Source organism: Mesorhizobium sp. B283B1A, assembly GCF_020165735.1.
GTDB classification, from domain to species: domain Bacteria; phylum Pseudomonadota; class Alphaproteobacteria; order Rhizobiales; family Rhizobiaceae; genus Mesorhizobium; species Mesorhizobium opportunistum.
The window spans coordinates 1-17,378 of sequence record NZ_JAIUIQ010000001.1 but is presented as its reverse complement, the minus strand read 5'-3'; the positions used below and the strand labels follow the sequence as shown (position 1 = coordinate 17,378).

The window sequence follows — 17,378 nt, the reverse complement described above, 5'->3', positions numbered from 1 at the left end:
ATGAGCATCGACGGGTTGCCTCCGCTGCGCGACGTCATCGAGCGCCATGAGCTGCAGGCGAAAAAGGCGCTCGGCCAGAATTTCCTGCTCGACCTCAATCTAACCAGCAAGGTCGCGCGTGCCGCGGGCGACCTGACAAACACCACGATAATCGAGGTTGGGCCGGGGCCTGGCGGCCTGACAAGGGCGCTGCTTTTCAACGGCGCCCGACGGGTCATTGCCATCGAGCGCGACGAACGCTGCCTCGCGGCGTTGGCCGAGATTTCGGAACATTATCCGGGCCGGCTGGAGATTATTGCCGGCGACGCGCTGAAAACGGACTTTGCCGCGCTCGCCGCCGGCGCGCCGACGAAGATCGTGGCCAATCTGCCCTACAACATAGGCACCGAGTTGCTGATCCGCTGGCTGACGGTCACGGACTGGCCGCCCTTCTATGCCTCGATGACGCTGATGTTCCAGCGTGAGGTGGCCCAGCGCATCGTCGCCGCGCCCGGCAGCGATGCCTATGGCAGGCTTGGCGTGCTGGCCGGCTGGCGTACCCAGGCCAGGATCGCCTTCGACGTGCCGCCCCAGGCATTCACGCCGCCGCCCAAGGTCACCTCTTCGGTGGTGCATCTGGAGCCGCGCGCGGCACCGCTGCCCGCCGACGTGAAAAAACTCGGCCGCGTCACGGAAGCCGCTTTCGGCCAACGCCGGAAGATGTTGCGGCAGAGCGTGAAAAGTCTCGGCGGCGAGACCCTGCTCGAGCGCGCAGGCATCGATCCGACCCGCCGTGCCGAGACGCTCAGCGTCGAGGAGTTCGTGCGGCTGACCAATTTGGTATAGAGCAATTCCAGGAAAAGTGTGACACGGTTTTCCGTCCGGAATTGCGAAAAAACAAAGAGATAGAGCGGTTCGCCGTTTCCGTGAAACGGTGAAATGCTCTAGCACCAGCAGGCCTGGAAACGCCTCGCTCACGGCATAGATAATCTGGCAAACATGCTGGAGAACCAAATGCCCGCCTACATCATTTCCGATGTCACCATCCGCGACGAAGAGGCGATCGAGATCTATCGAACCCGTGCCGCTGCCTCCATCGCACAGCACGGCGGGCGCTATCTGGTGCGTGGCGGCCAGGTGGAGGCGCTGGAAGGCAAGTGGCATCCCGGGCCGCTGATCGTCGTCGAATTTCCTGACATGGAACGGGCCAGGCGTTGGTACGCTTCGGCTGAGTATGCGGCTGCACTGGACGTGCGCGACGCCGCGCTCAGCCGCAATCTGATCCTGGTCGACGGCGTGGCATCCTGAAACCGGTCAGCCGGTCTTTTCGTCCAACAGGCCAGAGACGAAATCGAACAGACCAGGCCGGCGATCGCGCCTTAGCCGCTCGGCGACGACGATGCCGCGCACTTCGGCGAAGGCGCGATCCAGATCGTCATTGACGATGACGAAATCATATTCCTTCCAGTGTTCGATCTCGTTGCGGGCGTTCTTGAGCCGCGTCTCGATCACCGCTTCCTGGTCCTCGGCGCGGCGCTTCAGGCGTGCCTTCAATTCCTTCATCGACGGCGGCAGGATGAAGATCGAGACGATATCGGCGCGCATCTTCTCCTTGAGCTGCTGGGCGCCTTGCCAATCGATGTCGAAGAGCATGTCGCGGCCTTGCGCCAGCGCCAGTTCGGCGGGTTCGCGCGGTGTCGCATAGCAGTTGCCATGCACCTCGGCCCACTCGAGCAGTGCATCGGAATCGCGCAACCGTTCGAAGTCGCGCATCGTGCGGAAATGGTAGTGAACACCCTCGATCTCGCTGCCGCGACGCGGCCTTGTGGTGACCGAGACCGACAGTTCGAGGCTGGAGTCGCTTTCCAGAAGGTTGCGCGCGATGGTCGACTTGCCGGCGCCGGATGGCGACGACAGGACGAGCATCAGCCCCCGGCGACGAATGCGGGAGCCCAAATCCCTGGCAACCATCGGTTCCTTGGCAACCATCGGCTACTCCAGATTCTGGACCTGTTCACGAAACTGGTCGACCACGGCCTTCAGTTCCAGCCCGATCGCGGTGACGGCCGCAGCGTTCGACTTCGAACACAGCGTATTCGATTCGCGGTTAAATTCCTGTGCCAGAAAATCGAGCTTGCGGCCGACGGCGCCGCCGCCCTCGATCAGCGCCCGGCCAGACGCGACATGCGTTTTCAACCGGTCGATCTCTTCGCGAATGTCGGCCTTGGTGGCAAGAAACGCCGCTTCCATGTGCAGCCGGCTCGCATCCAGATTGGCGGACGGGTCCATCAGCAGCCTGACCTGCTCGGCGATGCGTTCACGGATCGCCGCCGCATCGCGCGACGGATCCGCCTCGGCGCGCAACGTCAAGGCCTCGATGGCATCGATATGGCCGGACAAAAGCAGCGCCAGTGCAGCACCCTCGCCCTGCCGCGCCTTTTCGAGCCCCTTCAATGCCACGTCTAGCGCCGCCATGATGGCAGTATCGAGCGCGGCGCGCGCTTCTTCGGTTTCGATAGTTTCGGGAATATCGAGCACGCCACGCAGCGAAAGCAGGCCGTCGGCCGTCGCCGGAGCAACGCCGAATTGCTCCTGCAGCCGCTTGGCGAGGCCGGCAAGATCCTTCAGGAACGCCTCGTTGATAACTGGCTGCGCCTGCGTGCCGGCGGCACGGCCGATGGTCAGCGTCGCCTGGAAATTGCCACGGGCGAAACGCTTCTGCAGTGTTTGCCTGACCGCCGGCTCCAGCCGCTCGAATCCCTGCGGCAGCCGCAGCCGCACCTCGACGCTCTTGCCGTTGACGGACTTGACCTCCCAGGCGACCGAGGTCCCTTCATGCTCGGCGACGGAACGGGCAAATCCGGTCATGCTCTGCAAATTCATGTCGCCTGCACACCCCTGGCGCATTGCCCCGAAATCATTCCGGACAGGGCAAATGCTGCTTAAAAATGATCACGCCGCGGGACGTTGAAATCGGACGCGTGGCGTTGCTTCAAATGTTGGGGCTGTCGCCCTTCCAGCCTTTCGTCTTACTGGGCGGCGCCCGCATCGCCGCCGGCGTCGCCACCGTCGATGGTGTCAGCAGGTTTGTCGGTATCGCCGCTGGCACCAGGGGCCGCAGCGGCCTTGGCCGCCTCATCGGCCTGCTTCTTCTGCAACGCACGATAGCGGGCGACGTTTTCATTGTGCTCGTCCAGCGTTGCGGCAAAAACGTGACCGCCAGTGCCATCGGCAACGAAATAGAGATCGTCGGTCTTCGATGGATTGGCCACGGCCTCAAGTGCCGCACGCCCCGGATTGGCGATGGGCGTCGGCGGCAGGCCGCTGATCAGATAGGTGTTGTAAGGCGTCTGCTTCTGTATGTCGGACTGGTAGATCGGCCGGTCCACCGGCTTGCCCTTGCCGCCGAACAGACCATAGATGATGGTTGGATCGGATTGCAGGCGCATGCCCTTGGCCAGCCGGTTCAGGAAGACCGCGGCCACCCGTGAACGCTCGTCACCCTTGCCGGTTTCCTTCTCGACGATCGAGGCCAGGGTGACGAACTCGTCGACGTTCGACAGCGGCAGGTCCGGCGCGCGCCGCTGCCATACCTCGTCGACCAGCTTCTTCTGATCGCCCAGCAACTTGTCGATCATCTGCTGGCGCGTCGCACCCCGCGTGAAACGCAGCGTGTCGGTGGCCAGGCTGCCCTCGGGAGGCGTCTTGGCCGGCATGTCGCCGCTCAAGGCGGGCTCGCCGGCGATACGCTGCAGAGCCTGCTCGACCGTCAATCCTTCCGGAATCGTCAGTGAGTACATCACCGACTTGCCGCTCTTCAAAAGCTCCATGATGTCGCGCATGGATGCCCTGGGCTTGACCTCGTATTCACCGGCCTTGAGCGCGGAATCGTTGCCGAAGGCACGCACGCCAAGCCGGAAGATACGAGCGTCGCTGATCAGTCCGCGGCGCTCGAGCTGGTCGGCGATATCCTGGACGCCGGTGTTCGGCTTGACCAGGAAAGTGTCGCCATTGGCCGAGGGGCCGGGTTCGGTGAATTCCTGCTTGCCGAAGTAGACCGCCACGCCCGCCGCCAGCACCATCAGCATCACCGAGGAGATGACGAAGTTCATGAACACGACGACCTGGCTGCGAGAAGCGCGCGAGCGCTTCGGCGGCGGCGTTCCGGCTTCAGGCCGCAAGGCTTCGCTGGCTGTCTTCGGCACGATCGGCCCAGTGCTCGCCGGTCGTTGCCCGAATTCTCCGTTGCCTGCCGGATTTGTGTTCATTTCGCCCTACCGTTTGATCTCTCAACGAATCCCCTGCGGCAGAGTAGGGGCGAATATGGCAAAATTGACGACACGTCAAAGCATCGCCCGGCAGCCGGACGGTCAGCCATTGTAGCGTTGGAACACAAGCGATGCGTTGGTGCCGCCGAAGCCAAAGGAATTGGACAGCGCGACGTCGATCTGGCGGGAGCGAGGCTTGTTCGGCACCAGGTCGATCGCGGTTTCGCGTTCGGGGTTGTCGAGGTTGATGGTCGCCGGTGCGACATTGTCCCTGATCGCGAGGATCGAGAAGATCGCTTCGGCGGCGCCCGCCGCCCCCAGGAGATGGCCGATCGACGATTTGGTCGACGACATCGAAATCTTGGACGCGGCATTGCCGACAAGCCGCTCGACGGCGCCGAGCTCGATCGTGTCGGCCATGGTCGAGGTGCCGTGGGCGTTGATGTAGTCGACATCGGCAGGCGTCAGCTTGGCCCGGTTCAGGGCCGCCGTCATGCAACGGAAGGCGCCGTCACCGTCCTCGGCGGGCGCGGTGATGTGATGGGCATCGCCGGTCAGGCCATAGCCGGTAACCTCGGCATAGATCTTGGCGCCGCGCGCCTTGGCGTGCTCCAGCTCCTCCAGCACGACGACGCCGGCGCCCTCGCCCATGACGAAGCCGTCACGGTCGCGGTCGTAGGGGCGCGATGCAGTCTGTGGCGTATCATTGTGCTCGGTCGACAACGCCCGGCATGCGGCGAAGCCGGCGATCGACAGCCGCGTCACCGGCGCTTCGGCACCGCCGGCGACCATTACGTCGGCATCGCCCCACATGATCAGCCGGGCAGCGTCGCCGATGGCGTGCGCGCCGGTCGAGCAGGCAGTGACGACGGCATGGTTCGGGCCCTTCAGCCCGTGCCGGATCGAAACCTGGCCGGAGACCAGATTGATGATCTGGCCGGGGATGAAGAAAGGGCTGATGCGGCGCGGACCGCGCTCCTTGAGGATCATCGCGTTCTCGGCGATGCCCTCGATACCACCGATGCCGGAACCGATCAGAACGCCGGTGGCGCACTGCTCTTCATGGGTTTTGGGTTCCCAGCCGGAATCCTTCAGCGCCTCGTCGGCGGCGGCAATCCCGTACAGGATGAAGTCGCCGATCTTGCGCAGTTCCTTCGGCTCGAGCACGGCCTCGGGATTGAAGGTGGCATTGCTGCCGTCGCCACGCGGAACGACGTGGGCGATCTTGCAGGCAAGATCCTCCACCTCGAACTCGGTGATGCGCTTGGCGGCGCTGCGGCCGGTCAGGAGTTCCTTCCAGCTGTGCTCGAAGCCCATGCCGAACGGTGACAACAACCCAAGGCCGGTGACGACGACACGCCTCATCGCAGGTCCTCCCCGGTGGTGACTGCGGAAAGTGTCAGGCCGAAGCCTTGTCGATGTACTTCACCGCATCGCCGACGGTCAGGATGGTCTCGGCCGCGTCGTCGGGAATCTCGACGCCGAATTCTTCTTCGAACGCCATGACGAGTTCGACCGTGTCGAGGCTGTCGGCGCCCAGATCGTCGATGAAGCTCGCCTGCTCCGTCACTTTGTCGGCATCGACGCCAAGGTGTTCGATGACGATCTTCTTGACGCGCTCTGCGGTGTCACTCATTTGGGCATCCTCGTCTTTTGTTTGTCTGTCTTCGTTAGCGGGCAGAATGCCGCTAATCAAGCTGAAAGATGGTCCTGCCGGAAACGCAACGGCCACGGACCGGTTTTTGCCCGAACCGCCGGGTTGCGGGCCGCATTACACGAAAAATAGCTGAGGTCCAAGGCGAAATGGTCTCTTTTCACAACCCGGCAGCGTTGCCGCCGGGCCTCGTTCAGATCATCGCCATGCCGCCATTGACGTGGACGGTCTGGCCGGTGACGTAGGCGGCTTCGTTGGAGGCGAGATAGGCGACCGCGGACGCGACTTCAACGCTGGTGCCCATGCGGCGCGTCGGGATGGCCGCCATGATCGCCTCTTTCTGCTTGTCGTTGAGCTTGTCGGTCATTGCCGATTCGATGAAGCCGGGGGCCACACAGTTGACGGTGATGTTGCGGGTGGCGATCTCCTGCGCCAGCGACTTGGAGAAACCGATCATGCCGGCCTTCGAGGCGCAGTAATTGGTCTGGCCGGGATTGCCGGTTACGCCGACAACCGAGGTGATGTTGATGATGCGGCCATGGCGCCGGCGCATCATCGGATGGGTGAGTTCGCGGGTGAGCCGGAAAACCGCGGTCAGATTGATCTCGATCACGCTGTCCCAATCGGCGTCCGACATGCGCACGAACAGGCCGTCCTTGGTGATGCCGGCATTGTTGACCAGGATGTCGACACCTTCCAGATCGGCTTCCGCCTTCTGGCCGAGCGCCTTGATCTCGTCGCGGTTCGACAGATTGGCCGGAAACAGCTTGACCCGGTCGCCAAGTTCGTTGGCCAGCGTCTCCAGCTTCTCGATGCGCGTACCATGCAGGCCGACAATGGCGCCCTGCGCATGCAGTACCCTGGCGATCGCCTCGCCGATGCCTCCCGATGCCCCGGTGACGAGCGCCTTGCGGCCGGTCAATTCGAACATGTCTTGTCCTCTTCTCAAATGGGGCGGGCGATTATCTGTAGATGTCAGCACGGTGGCCGATGGTTACCACCAGAACGACCAGCCGGCTGTCCTGCACATCGCAGATAATGCGATAATCCCCAACCCGGTATCTCCATAAAGTCGCCAAAGGGCCCTTCAGCGCCTTGCCGGCTTCACATGGATTGTCGAGCACCGCGATACGGTTTTCAATGAAGTCCCGGATGCGATGCCGCGTTTTTGGATCCAGCTTTTCAACGAATTTGCGCGCTGAACGGGGGTATTCAAGCGTCCAGGCCACGCCAGAAGTCCTCGCCCTTCATGACATCCTCTTCGCCACGCCTGATCCGCTCCCGAACTTCAGCGGCGAGGTAATAGTCTTCCATTTCCTCGATACCGCGCTCGATGAGTTCGCGCAGATAGTAAGCCTTGCTGCGGCCGGTCCTGGCCGCCAGGAAATCCAGACGCTCCTCGATCTCGGGAGCCAGTCTTATAGAGGTCGGCATGGCAATCCCCATGAATACATGTATTCATGTACAGCCGCGCCGGGCGGAATTCAAGTCAGAGCGCGGCTAGCGCCGCCTCGACGTCAACCGCCGCACCGACCGACGCGGTGGCGATGTCGCGGTTGATGCGCCGCGCCAGCCCCGACAGCACCTTGCCGGCGCCGATCTCGTAGAGCGCGGTGACGCCGTTGGCGCCGAACCATTCGACCGTCTCGCGCCAGCGCACGCGGGCGACCACCTGCTCGACCAGGCGCCGCGAAATCTCGTCCGGGTCGCTCGTCGGGGTGACTGTGACGTTCGAGACGATCGGAACCACCGGTGCGGCCTTGGCCACTTCGGCGAGCGCGTCGCGCATGATCTCCGCGGCCGGCGTCATCAACGCCGAATGGAAAGGTGCCGAGACCTGCAGCATCAGCGCCCGCTTGGCGCCCTTTTCGGTGCAAAGCCTGGCGGCCAGCTCGACCGCAGCCTTGGCGCCGGAGATGACCAATTGGCCGCCGCCGTTGTCGTTGGCGACCTGGCAGACAGATCCTTTGGCCGCTTCAGCGCAGGCAGCTTCGACATCCGCCTGCTCCAGTCCGATGATCGCCGCCATGGCGCCCTCGCCGGGAGGTACCGCCGCCTGCATGGCATTGCCGCGAATGCGCAGCAGCCGCGCGGCATCGCCAACGGAAACGAAGCCCGCGGCGGCCAGCGCCGAATATTCGCCCAGCGAATGGCCGGCGACATAGGCGACCTTGTCCTTCAGCGAGAACCCACGCGATTCCAGCGCCCTGATGGCCGCCAGCGATACCGCCATCAGCGCCGGCTGTGCGTTGGCCGTCAACGTTAAGGCCTCTTCGGGACCTTCCCAGATCAGCTTCGACAGGTTTTCGCCGAGCGCGTCGTCGACTTCCTGGAAGACCCTGCGCGCCTCGGGAAAGCTATCGGCGAGATCCTTGCCCATGCCGACAGCCTGGCTGCCTTGTCCCGGAAAGGTGAATGCGACGGCCATGCGAGGGCTCCCAAGGGCTGGTTTTGCTTGCCTGATAGGCGGGTTTTTCTTGCCTGTGACGCAAGGCAGGCCGCCAAGTCAAGTCCAGTTCGCCCCTGCCGGGCGGCTTCGTCAACCGCCGAGTGCCTGTTCCCAAAGGCTTTTTGGCGATCACTCCTGATGAAAACCGCTCACGAATCGTTTGCTGGCTCTTCTTATTTCCGCCACAGGCGCTAGCTTTGCGTGACAATTATATGACAATCGAGTGACGTGTTTGTCGCTGGGTGGGGAAGTTGAAGTGACAAAGAGTTCGAAACGTAGCGGTAAAGCCGTGCCGCAATTCCTGGAAGACGATCCGTCCACCGGCTACCTGCCGGGCCGGAGATGGCCGGTTGTCCGGTACGGGCTGATCAGCCTGGCGATCGCGGCCATCCTGGTGTTCGCCATCGAACTGATCGTGCGCGGTGATTTCGCCGGCACCGTCTCTTTCTTCCTGCAGCCGCTCAAGCCGGGCTGGACCACGATCGTTGTCTTCGCGCTGATCCTGATCGGCCTCGACGCCGTGCTCGGCCGTAGCCACCAGAGCCTGATGATCGTGGCTCCGCTGACCCTGTCTTTAGCCTTTGTCGGCCATCAGAAGTCGCATTATCTCGGCGATCCGCTCTATCCGACGGATTTCCTCTACGCCCGCCAGATCGTCGCCCTGCTGCCATTGCTGGTGCGCGACCGGCCAATGACCGCGCTCGCCATGGTCGTCGGCATCGTCGCCGGCCTGTCGCTGCTCGTCTATGGCTGGCGGCTGTGGCGCCGCAAGGTCCTCGCACTCAGCCGCAAGGGCCGCCTCGCCCGGCTGACGCTGGCGGTTCCGCTGCTCGCCTTCTTTGTCTCGATCATGGACTACGCCACCTTCTCGTGGACCAGGGACCGGCTGCAGATCATCCCGATCATGTGGGATCAAAAGGAAAACTACGCCTCCAACGGCTTTGCGCTCGCCTTCGCGCTCAACGTGCCGATGGCGCATGTCTCGGCGCCGGCCGACTATTCCGACAAGGCGATCGCCGCGATCGAGAGGCCGGCGGTGACAGCCTCCGTGCCCGCCGAGAAGCCGGACATCATTGTCGTCATGAGCGAATCGTTCTGGGATCCGACCAAACTGCCCGGGGTAACCATCACGCCGGACCCCATTCCCAATGTGCGGGCGTTGCGCTCGGGCTATATGTTCTCGCCCGAATTCGGCGGCATGACCGCCAATATCGAGTTCGAAGCGCTGACCGGCTTCTCGAACGCCTTCCTGCCGGCCGGCAGCATCCCCTACCAGCAATATGTGCGCACCCCGACGCCGTCGATGGCAACCTTCCTGAAGAGCGAGGGTTACCAGGCGCGTGCCATACATCCAGGCACCAACTGGTTCTGGAACCGTGGCGCGGTGTACGCCGATTTCGGCTTCAACGACTTCAAGTCTGAAGAGACGCTGCCGCCGATGGAGAAGCGCGGACCGCTGGCATCGGATGCGGCGATGACCGACGAGATCATCCGCGAAGCCGACGCCAGCGAGCAGCCGGTGTTCTTCTTCGCGGTCAGCCTGCAGAACCATGGTCCCTACGAGCCGAACCGCTACTACAACCCGACCCACAAGGTGCAGGCGCCGATCAGCCAGTGGGCGCGTGAATCGCTGCTGAGCTATGCGGAGGGATCCGCGGATGCCGATCGCGGTCTCGAGCGCCTCGTCGAATGGGCAAAGAAGCGCTCCCGTCCCACGGTGATCGCCTTCTTCGGCGACCATCTGCCGCCGCTGGGCCCGGTTTACGTCGAAACCGGCTTCCTCAAGGACAATGTCGCGCCGCGCAAGGAGGCGTCACCGCAGGACGCCCTTCAGCATCACGAGACGCCGCTGGTCATCTGGTCGAACCGCACCGGCCCGGCCGAGGATCTGGGCGCGGTCAGCCCCGCCTTCCTGCCTTATCATATCCTGAAGACGGCCGGCATCACCCATCCCTACTACACGGGCTTCCTGGGCGAGATGCGCGAACGCTACCGCGTCGTCGACCGCAACCTGTTGCTGACACCGGCCGGGGAAGCCACGCCCGACTGGGCGCGGCAGAAGGACATCGATCCGGCCATCCGCGACTTTCGTCTGCTGCAATATGACATGATGTTCGGCAAGCGGCACGCGGCGCCGGACTTCTTTCCCGAAACGGTCGACAAGGTCGTAGCCCACATGAGTTGAGCCTGCAGTCCCTCTGAGGGGATCGAACACTCAATTCGTTAGTTGCAGCTTCGAGAACTTGTTGGCGATCTGCTCTTGAGAAGCATCTCATCCCCGGAAATGCTTGCCGCTGCGGGGAAGTCGCAAAGTCTTGCGGTTGTCGCCATTTGATCTTCCCTCCGACATCGCCCCCTTGCGCCACAGGCTCCCCTGCGACATCGCGAACGCCGCACGCCCTTGCCTTCCCTGCGGATTGCTATATAGACGCCCGCAATCTGCCGGTCCTAGCTGGGGGCTGAACGGAGGGCCGGAGGCTTTCTCAAAAACCTTCGCGTGAAGCCAGAAGTGCTTCCGCCTCCCGTGTCTCCGCTCTCGACCGTCTCGTCATGCTCCTTTCTTCCCCGCCCCTCAAGGGATCCGGGTCAGAGAAGTTGCAGAGGCTTTTGCCGCCGGGAACCGGGAGAGAAACGAAGAAAGGCGAAGACATAATGGCTCTTTACGAACATGTGTTTCTTGCCCGGCAGGACCTCTCGCAGCAGCAGGTCGATGCGCTTGTCGAACAGTACAAGGGCGTCATCGCAGCAAATGGCGGGTCGGTCGGCCGGGTCGAGAACTGGGGACTGAAGTCCCTCACCTACCGGGTCAACAAGAACCGGAAGGCATACTACACGCTGATGGACCTCACCTGCCCGCCGGCAGCGCTCAACGAGATGGAGCGTCAGATGGGCCTGTCCGAGGACGTGCTGCGCTTCCTGACCATCAAGGTCGAGGCGCATGAGGAAGGCCCCTCGGCGATGATGCAGAAGCGCGAAGAGCGCTCGGAGCGCGGTGGCTTCGGCGACCGCGACCGTGGTGACCGTGGCCCGCGTTCGTTCGGCGACCGCGATCGCGGCGACCGTCCGCCGCGCAGCTTCGGCGATGCCGGTGGCGAGCGTGGTCCGCGCCGTCCGCGCGAAAGCCTTGAAGGGGGTGCAGAATAATGGTCGACATCAACCAGATCCCGACCCGGCGCCCGTTCCACCGTCGCCGCAAGACCTGCCCGTTCTCCGGCGCCAACGCGCCCAAGATCGACTACAAGGACGTGCGTCTCCTGCAGCGCTACATTTCCGAGCGCGGCAAGATCGTGCCGTCGCGCATCACCGCGGTCAGCCAGAAGAAGCAGCGTGAGCTCGCCAAGGCGATCAAGCGCGCCCGCTTCCTCGGCCTGCTGCCTTACGTGGTCCGCTAAAATTTCTCCGAGCGGGCGGCTTTGTCGCCCGCTTTTCTCCACGGCGACGGGCGCCGCTGGAGTGTCTTGACGATGCATGTCGTGGTCCCAAAACCGGGAAACCACTTTTGGGCGACATGCAGGAAATCCCGGGTTGAGGCCAAAGCCTCTAACTGCCGACAGGCAGGACAGCGACACCGGCGGCAACGCCCCTTTGCTTCCTGACCTGTTCCCAAGAATCGGCAACGATTCCGAGATCGATGCCAAACTGAAAGGAACAAAACCATGGAAGTCATTCTTCTCGAACGCGTTTCCCGCCTCGGCCAGATGGGTGATACCGTCAAGGTCAAGGACGGCTTTGCCCGCAATTTCCTCTTGCCGCAGGGCAAGGCGCTGCGCGCCAACGAGGCCAACAAGAAGAAGTTCGAAGGCCAGCGCGCCCAGCTCGAGGCCCGCAACCTCGAGCGTAAGTCGGAAGCCGCCCAGATTGCCGAAAAGCTCGACGGCAAGAGCTTCATCGCCGTCCGCTCGGCCGGCGAGACCGGCCAGCTTTACGGTTCGGTGTCGACGCGCGACATCGCCGACCTGCTGACGGCCGAAGGTTTCACGGTCAACCGCAACCAGATCCAGCTCAACCAGCCGATCAAGACCATCGGCGTCACCAATGTGGCGATCGCGCTGCATCCGGAAGTCGAAGTCACGATCACGCTCAACATCGCCCGCACGGCCGACGAAGCCGAACGCCAGGCCAAGGGCGAGACGCTGACCACCGCCGAAGCCATTTATGGCGACGACATCAACGACAACGCCCGGCCGGAAAACTTCTTCGATCCGAATGCCGAGTTCGAAGGCGGCGAAGACAACGCCTGATCTTACCCCGCAGGGATTGGAGCCAAGCTCCGATCACATTGCCGTTATCCGTCCTTTGTGGACCAACGCCCGGGCCTCTCGCCCGGGCTTTTTTGTGCCAAAAGGAACTTTCCGGGTCCCCATATATTGTTGCAGACTAGATCGTCGCGCGTCCTTTGGACGCGCAAAGGACGTTGTGGAATTGGAGTTCGGCGCATAATCCTGTCCGAAAGTCGATTGCGGTTTTCGGGCCATGCGTAAGGCACCCTGGGGACATTAGGTCATGAATATTCTCTTGAAGCGCGTTCTCGATCGCCTGGTTCGCACCGGCAGTCTCAAAGTGACCGGGCCACAGGGCTCGACATTCGTATTCGGCGACGGCAGCGGCGAGCCGGTGCATCTGCACATCAAGACCCGACATGCCGAACGCGCCATCACGTTCGATCCGATGCTGGCGGTGCCTGAATCCTACATGGACGGCGAACTCGACATTCTCGAAGGCGGCGTGCTCGGGCTGATGCGCATTGCCTTCCAGAACATGGGCAGTGGCGGCATCGACGCGACCTGGTCGAAAGCCATCGAGGGCCTGCGTCACGCCTTCCGCCGCCTGCAGCAGATCAACACCGCCTCGCGCTCGCGCCGCAACGTGCAGCGCCATTACGATCTGTCGGGCGATCTCTACCGGCTCTTCCTCGACGAGGACATGCAGTATTCCTGCGCCTATTTCGAACAGCCGGACATGACGCTGGACGAGGCGCAGGCCGCCAAGAAGCGCCATATCGCCGCCAAGCTCAGGCTGAAGGCCGGCCAGACGGTGCTCGACATCGGCTCCGGCTGGGGCGGGCTTGGGCTCTATCTCGCCAAGGCTTTCGACGTCGACGTGCAGGGCGTGACGCTGTCGACCGAACAGCATGGCGTGGCCACCGACCGGGCGCACGCGCAGGGGCTGGAAAACCACGTCCATTTCGAGCTGAAGGACTATCGCGAGCTCAACGAGCGTTTCGACCGCATCGTTTCGGTCGGCATGTTCGAACATGTCGGCGTCAACCACTACCGCACCTTCTTCGACAAGTCCGCGACACTGCTGAAGCCTGATGGCGTCATGCTGCTGCACACGATCGGCCGTTCCGGTGTGCCGTGGGCGACCAGTGCCTTCATCCGCAAGTACATTTTCCCGGGCGGCTACATCCCGGCAATGTCGGAGGTACTGCCGGCGATCGAGAAATCCGGCCTCGTGGTCACCGACGTCGAGATCCTGCGGCTCCACTACGCCGATACGCTGAAGCACTGGGGTCAGCGCTTCGCCGCCAACCGCGACAAGGCCAAGGCGATCTACGACGAACGCTTCTGCCGCATGTGGGAATTCTATCTGGCCGCCTCGGAAGCTGCCTTCCGCTGGCAGGACCTGGTCATCTTTCAGTTCCAGATCACCAAGAAGAACGACACGCTGCCGATGGCCCGCGACTATATGGCCAAATGCGAAAAGGCGCTGGAAATGCGCGACCTGGGCCGCCGCGAGGCGGCTCCCATCGAGAAGCCCGCCAAGCCTGCCCGTCGCCGCAAGGTGGCGGAATAGAAACGGGAACGTTCGTACGCTTTCGCTGTTGGCGCTTGCCTTCGCGCGCCCCTGCCCTGAAAAAGGCCTCGTGATCGTCGCGAGGCCTTTTTCATGAGCTATCTCCTTTATGTTGCCGCGGCCCTGGCCGAGATCGCCGGCTGCTTTTCGGTATGGGCATGGTGGCGGCTGGAAAGGTCGCCGCTCTGGCTGGCGCCGGGCTTCGTCTCGCTCGTCCTGTTCGCCTGGCTCCTGGCACTGGTCGACATCAATGCGGCGGGCCGTGCCTATGCCGCCTATGGCGGCATCTACATCATCGCGTCGCTCGCCTGGCTGTGGCTGGTGGAAGGCGTGCGGCCCGACCGCTGGGATCTTGCCGGCGCGGTCCTCTGCATGGCCGGAGCCTCGGTCATCCTGCTCGCACCGCGCGGAGCCTGACCATGGAATTGCCAGCGCCACTTCGCCAAGGGGTCGAGCGCCTGCTTGAAAACATCCCGCTCGCGACCCTGAAGCAAGCGGCGAAAACGCTTTCCGACCGCTACCGTGCCGAGCTGCGCGACGGCCGCCTGCACATGGCGCAGGATTTGGCCGTGCACGCTTATCTCGCGACGCGGCTGCCAGCGACCTATGCCGCGGTCCGCGCCAGCCTCGATGCGCTGAATGAAGCCCGGCCTGATTTCGTTCCAAAATCCCTGCTCGATATCGGAGCCGGGCCTGGTACGGTGCTTTGGGCCACGATGGACCTCTGCCCCGACCTCGAACAGGCGGTGCTCCTCGAAGCCAGTGCGGCGGCACGCAAGGTCGGCGAGACGCTCGCCGCCGGCGCAGTCGCTGCCCGGACCCAATGGCTGGCCGGCGACGCCACCATCGACCTCGCCGATCTCGAGCCGGCCGAGCTGGTGACGTGTACCTATGTGCTGGACGAGATCATTCCGGCATCCCTGCCGAAGCTTGTCGACCGGCTTTGGCACCTCACGGCCGACACGCTGCTCGTTGTCGAGCCGGGCACGCCTGCCGGCTGGCAGAGAATCCTGGCGGTGCGCGCGCGGTTGATCGCGGCCGGCGCGCATCTGCTGGCGCCTTGTCCGCATGAGGCGCCTTGCCCGCTCGCCCCGCCCGACTGGTGCCACTTTTCCCGCCGCGTCGCCCGCTCGCGCCTGCACCGGCTGGCCAAGGAGGCGGAAGTGCCGTGGGAAGACGAGAAGTTCATTTTTGTCGCCGCCTCGCGCCAACCGGCCGCCGCGCGTGGCGCGCGGGTGATCGCACCGCCAAAGTCCGGCTCAGGCAAGGTTCTGCTCAAGCTTTGCGGAACGGACGGCAGCGCCGGCGAAAAACTGCTGACCAAACGCGACGGTGATCTGTTCAAGGCGGCACGGCGCCTGGACTGGGGCGATACGCTGGACGAAGGAGGCGCCTGATCGCCAAGATTGTTCTTGATCTGTTCCAACGACTCGGGTAGGGACTGCGCCTTTCCGAGTCAATCGGAATCGGGGCTTGGAAGCACTCTCCTGTGGACGGTTCGCCGCGCCTGTGAACAACGGGCATCAAGGCTGGTTGGTCATGCGATGATGCAGAAAGGTCAGCATCGATTCGTCTCGTTCTGATATCGAGAAGCCGGGATCGACATCGGGGATATCATGGCAGAGGCAGCACGAAAATTCGGCGTGGCGGAGCAACCGCTCTATCGCGAATCGCCCAACAACATCGAAGCCGAGCAGGCGCTGCTTGGTGCGATCCTCGTCAACAACGATGCCTTCTATCGTGTCTCCGACTTCCTGAAGTCCGGCCATTTCTACGAACCCTTGCACCGCAAGATCTTCGATGTCGCGGCCGAGCTCATCCGCATGGGCAAGGTGGCGACGCCGATCACCTTGAAGACCTTCCTGCCGGCCGACGAGAAGGTCGGCGACATGACGGTGGCGCAATATGTCGTGCGGCTGGCGGTCGAGGCCGTCACCGTCGTCAACGCCACGGACTATGGCCGCGCCATCTACGATCTGGCCACGCGCCGGGCGTTGATCACCGTCGGCGAGGACATGGTCAACATCGCCTATGACGCGCCGGTCGACATGTCGCCATCCGAGCAGATCGAGGATGCCGAGCGCCGCCTTTTCGAACTGGCCGAAACCGGACGCTACGATGGCGGCTTCGAGAGCTTCACAGACGCGGTCAAGACCGCGGTCGACATGGCCAACGCCGCCTATATGCGCGACGGCCATCTGTCGGGCCTTGCCACCGGCATGCGCGATCTCGACCGCCGCATGGGCGGCCTGCAGGCGTCCGATCTGATCATTATCGCCGGCCGTCCAGGCATGGGTAAGACGTCGCTCGCCACCAACATCGCCTTCAACATCGCCGAGATGTATGAGCCGGCGCAGCAGGCCGATGGCTCGTTCAAGGCGGCCAATGGCGGCGTCGTCGGCTTCTTCTCGCTCGAAATGTCGTCAGAACAGCTCGCCACCCGCATCATTTCCGAACAGACGGAAATCTCCTCCTCGAAGATCCGCCGCGGTGAAATCACCGAAATGGACTTCGAGAAGCTGGTCGCCTGTTCGCAGACCATGCAGAAGATCCCGCTGTTCATCGACCAGACCGGTGGTATCTCGATCGCCCAGCTCTCGGCCCGTGCCCGGCGGCTGAAACGCCAGCGCGGCCTTGACCTGATCGTCATCGACTATATTCAGCTGATGCAGGGTTCGAGCGCCAAGTCTTCGCAGAACCGCGTGCAGGAAATCACCGAGATCACCACCGGCCTGAAGGCACTGGCCAAGGAACTGGCCGTGCCGATCATCGCGCTGTCGCAGCTCTCGCGCCAGGTCGAAAGCCGTGACGACAAGCGCCCGCAGCTTTCGGACTTGCGTGAATCGGGTTCGATCGAGCAGGACGCCGACGTCGTGATTTTCGTCTATCGCGAGGAGTATTACCTCAAGAACCGCGAGCCGAAGCTCGGCACGGAAGAATACGTCAAGTGGGAAAACGAGATGAACGAAATGCGCGGCAAGGCCGAGGTGATCGTGGCCAAGCAGCGCCACGGCCCGACGGGCTCGGTGACGCTCGCCTTCCACGGCGAATTCACCCGCTTCTCCGACCTTGCCGAGGAACACCATATCGCGGAGAGGTTTGAGTAGCCTCTTGCCAGCGGTCGCAACAGAAATAGGGAACCAAGGCGCTCTACGGCGCCCCCCTCTGGCCTGCCGGCCATCTCCCCCACGAGGGGGGAGATCGAATTGCGTGTCGGATTTCGCCAGCTTTC

At 63.1% G+C, this 17,378-nt stretch carries 20 protein-coding genes; 11 read left to right on the top strand and 9 right to left on the bottom strand.

What is annotated here, in order from left to right; translation table 11 throughout:
* On the top strand, window positions 1–825 hold the full coding sequence (gene rsmA, locus LB577_RS00100) for a 16S rRNA (adenine(1518)-N(6)/adenine(1519)-N(6))-dimethyltransferase RsmA (RefSeq protein WP_224685057.1): 825 nt from the start codon (window positions 1–3) through the stop codon (window positions 823–825).
* A gap of 168 nt (window positions 826–993) precedes the next feature.
* Window positions 994–1,287 carry a DUF1330 domain-containing protein gene (locus LB577_RS00095; protein ID WP_224685056.1) on the top strand — a complete coding sequence of 98 codons (294 nt, stop codon included), beginning with the start codon at window positions 994–996 and terminating at the stop codon, window positions 1,285–1,287.
* 6 nt (window positions 1,288–1,293) lie between these two features.
* Here LB577_RS00095 and gmk read toward each other — a convergent pair whose 3' ends face one another.
* The 3 genes from gmk to mltG form a co-directional block, all read right to left on the bottom strand.
* A complete protein-coding gene (gene gmk / locus LB577_RS00090) occupies window positions 1,294–1,950 on the bottom strand; it encodes a guanylate kinase (RefSeq protein WP_049802478.1) in 657 nt (218 codons plus the stop codon).
* A gap of 21 nt (window positions 1,951–1,971) precedes the next feature.
* Window positions 1,972–2,862: a YicC/YloC family endoribonuclease gene (locus tag LB577_RS00085; RefSeq protein ID WP_224685055.1), complete on the bottom strand. Its 891-nt coding sequence runs from the start codon at window positions 2,860–2,862 to the stop codon at window positions 1,972–1,974.
* 146 nt (window positions 2,863–3,008) lie between these two features.
* Window positions 3,009–4,091, bottom strand: coding sequence for an endolytic transglycosylase MltG (gene mltG / locus LB577_RS00080; RefSeq protein ID WP_224685054.1), 1,083 nt, complete (start codon window positions 4,089–4,091; stop codon window positions 3,009–3,011).
* Between mltG and LB577_RS00075 the strand changes: the two genes are divergently transcribed.
* On the top strand, window positions 4,090–4,362 hold the full coding sequence (locus LB577_RS00075; protein WP_224685053.1) for a hypothetical protein: 273 nt from the start codon (window positions 4,090–4,092) through the stop codon (window positions 4,360–4,362). The two genes, mltG and LB577_RS00075, sit on opposite strands and share 2 nt — an antisense overlap.
* Here the strand turns inward: LB577_RS00075 and fabF are convergent.
* The 6 genes from fabF to fabD form a co-directional block, all read right to left on the bottom strand.
* Window positions 4,350–5,612 carry a beta-ketoacyl-ACP synthase II gene (gene fabF / locus LB577_RS00070; protein ID WP_013896299.1) on the bottom strand — a complete coding sequence of 421 codons (1,263 nt, stop codon included), beginning with the start codon at window positions 5,610–5,612 and terminating at the stop codon, window positions 4,350–4,352. The two genes, LB577_RS00075 and fabF, sit on opposite strands and share 13 nt — an antisense overlap.
* A gap of 34 nt (window positions 5,613–5,646) precedes the next feature.
* The gene (locus LB577_RS00065) at window positions 5,647–5,883 is read right to left on the bottom strand and encodes an acyl carrier protein (protein WP_006203723.1); all 237 of its coding nucleotides are present in this window, start codon (window positions 5,881–5,883) and stop codon (window positions 5,647–5,649) included.
* A gap of 211 nt (window positions 5,884–6,094) precedes the next feature.
* The gene (fabG, locus tag LB577_RS00060; RefSeq protein WP_224685052.1) at window positions 6,095–6,832 is read right to left on the bottom strand and encodes a 3-oxoacyl-[acyl-carrier-protein] reductase; all 738 of its coding nucleotides are present in this window, start codon (window positions 6,830–6,832) and stop codon (window positions 6,095–6,097) included.
* Between the two features lie 31 nt (window positions 6,833–6,863).
* The gene (locus LB577_RS00055; RefSeq protein WP_224685051.1) at window positions 6,864–7,130 is read right to left on the bottom strand and encodes a type II toxin-antitoxin system RelE family toxin; all 267 of its coding nucleotides are present in this window, start codon (window positions 7,128–7,130) and stop codon (window positions 6,864–6,866) included.
* Window positions 7,114–7,335: a ribbon-helix-helix protein, CopG family gene (locus tag LB577_RS00050; RefSeq protein ID WP_031258550.1), complete on the bottom strand. Its 222-nt coding sequence runs from the start codon at window positions 7,333–7,335 to the stop codon at window positions 7,114–7,116. The genes LB577_RS00055 and LB577_RS00050 overlap by 17 nt, the downstream gene beginning before the upstream one ends.
* 55 nt (window positions 7,336–7,390) lie before the next feature.
* Window positions 7,391–8,329, bottom strand: coding sequence for an ACP S-malonyltransferase (gene fabD / locus LB577_RS00045; protein ID WP_224685050.1), 939 nt, complete (start codon window positions 8,327–8,329; stop codon window positions 7,391–7,393).
* A gap of 253 nt (window positions 8,330–8,582) precedes the next feature.
* Here fabD and LB577_RS00040 point away from each other — a divergent pair, with 253 nt between their 5' ends.
* From LB577_RS00040 to LB577_RS00005, 8 genes are all read left to right on the top strand, one after another.
* Window positions 8,583–10,535, top strand: coding sequence for an LTA synthase family protein (locus LB577_RS00040; protein WP_263495765.1), 1,953 nt, complete (start codon window positions 8,583–8,585; stop codon window positions 10,533–10,535).
* 467 nt (window positions 10,536–11,002) lie between these two features.
* Complete coding sequence (gene rpsF, locus LB577_RS00035; RefSeq protein ID WP_224685048.1) at window positions 11,003–11,494, top strand: 30S ribosomal protein S6; 492 nt, start codon at window positions 11,003–11,005, stop codon at window positions 11,492–11,494.
* On the top strand, window positions 11,494–11,742 hold the full coding sequence (gene rpsR / locus LB577_RS00030) for a 30S ribosomal protein S18 (RefSeq protein ID WP_006203718.1): 249 nt from the start codon (window positions 11,494–11,496) through the stop codon (window positions 11,740–11,742). Before rpsF ends, rpsR begins: the two co-directional genes overlap by 1 nt.
* A 264-nt stretch (window positions 11,743–12,006) precedes the next feature.
* Entirely contained in the window at window positions 12,007–12,591 is a 585-nt protein-coding gene (gene rplI / locus LB577_RS00025) for a 50S ribosomal protein L9 (RefSeq protein ID WP_224685047.1), read from the top strand.
* A 262-nt stretch (window positions 12,592–12,853) separates the two neighbouring features.
* Window positions 12,854–14,146 (top strand): SAM-dependent methyltransferase, encoded by a 1,293-nt coding sequence (locus tag LB577_RS00020; protein ID WP_224685046.1) that lies wholly within the window; start codon window positions 12,854–12,856, stop codon window positions 14,144–14,146.
* A gap of 93 nt (window positions 14,147–14,239) precedes the next feature.
* Window positions 14,240–14,563: a YnfA family protein gene (locus LB577_RS00015; RefSeq protein WP_224685045.1), complete on the top strand. Its 324-nt coding sequence runs from the start codon at window positions 14,240–14,242 to the stop codon at window positions 14,561–14,563.
* A gap of 2 nt (window positions 14,564–14,565) precedes the next feature.
* Window positions 14,566–15,543: a small ribosomal subunit Rsm22 family protein gene (locus LB577_RS00010; protein WP_224685044.1), complete on the top strand. Its 978-nt coding sequence runs from the start codon at window positions 14,566–14,568 to the stop codon at window positions 15,541–15,543.
* Between the two features lie 219 nt (window positions 15,544–15,762).
* The gene (locus LB577_RS00005; protein ID WP_013896310.1) at window positions 15,763–17,253 is read left to right on the top strand and encodes a replicative DNA helicase; all 1,491 of its coding nucleotides are present in this window, start codon (window positions 15,763–15,765) and stop codon (window positions 17,251–17,253) included.
* The last annotated feature ends 125 nt before the right edge of the window (window positions 17,254–17,378 follow it).

Bases quoted from the DNA above. Each gene is read 5' to 3' on its own strand.
- LB577_RS00005 (WP_013896310.1), top strand. From the start codon at position 15,763: ATGGCAGAGGCAGCACGAAAATTCGGCGTGGCGGAGCAACCGCTCTAT.
- LB577_RS00095 (WP_224685056.1), top strand. From the start codon at position 994: ATGCCCGCCTACATCATTTCCGATGTCACCATCCGCGACGAAGAGGCG.
- LB577_RS00085 (WP_224685055.1), bottom strand. From the start codon at position 2,862: ATGAATTTGCAGAGCATGACCGGATTTGCCCGTTCCGTCGCCGAGCAT.
- LB577_RS00065 (WP_006203723.1), bottom strand. From the start codon at position 5,883: ATGAGTGACACCGCAGAGCGCGTCAAGAAGATCGTCATCGAACACCTT.
- rpsF (WP_224685048.1), top strand. From the start codon at position 11,003: ATGGCTCTTTACGAACATGTGTTTCTTGCCCGGCAGGACCTCTCGCAG.
- LB577_RS00015 (WP_224685045.1), top strand. From the start codon at position 14,240: ATGAGCTATCTCCTTTATGTTGCCGCGGCCCTGGCCGAGATCGCCGGC.
- fabG (WP_224685052.1), bottom strand. From the start codon at position 6,832: ATGTTCGAATTGACCGGCCGCAAGGCGCTCGTCACCGGGGCATCGGGA.
- rsmA (WP_224685057.1), top strand. From the start codon at position 1: ATGAGCATCGACGGGTTGCCTCCGCTGCGCGACGTCATCGAGCGCCAT.
- rplI (WP_224685047.1), top strand. From the start codon at position 12,007: ATGGAAGTCATTCTTCTCGAACGCGTTTCCCGCCTCGGCCAGATGGGT.
- fabF (WP_013896299.1), bottom strand. From the start codon at position 5,612: ATGAGGCGTGTCGTCGTCACCGGCCTTGGGTTGTTGTCACCGTTCGGC.
- rpsR (WP_006203718.1), top strand. From the start codon at position 11,494: ATGGTCGACATCAACCAGATCCCGACCCGGCGCCCGTTCCACCGTCGC.
- LB577_RS00020 (WP_224685046.1), top strand. From the start codon at position 12,854: ATGAATATTCTCTTGAAGCGCGTTCTCGATCGCCTGGTTCGCACCGGC.
- fabD (WP_224685050.1), bottom strand. From the start codon at position 8,329: ATGGCCGTCGCATTCACCTTTCCGGGACAAGGCAGCCAGGCTGTCGGC.
- LB577_RS00010 (WP_224685044.1), top strand. From the start codon at position 14,566: ATGGAATTGCCAGCGCCACTTCGCCAAGGGGTCGAGCGCCTGCTTGAA.
- LB577_RS00075 (WP_224685053.1), top strand. From the start codon at position 4,090: ATGAACACGACGACCTGGCTGCGAGAAGCGCGCGAGCGCTTCGGCGGC.
- LB577_RS00050 (WP_031258550.1), bottom strand. From the start codon at position 7,335: ATGCCGACCTCTATAAGACTGGCTCCCGAGATCGAGGAGCGTCTGGAT.
- gmk (WP_049802478.1), bottom strand. From the start codon at position 1,950: ATGGTTGCCAGGGATTTGGGCTCCCGCATTCGTCGCCGGGGGCTGATG.
- mltG (WP_224685054.1), bottom strand. From the start codon at position 4,091: ATGAACTTCGTCATCTCCTCGGTGATGCTGATGGTGCTGGCGGCGGGC.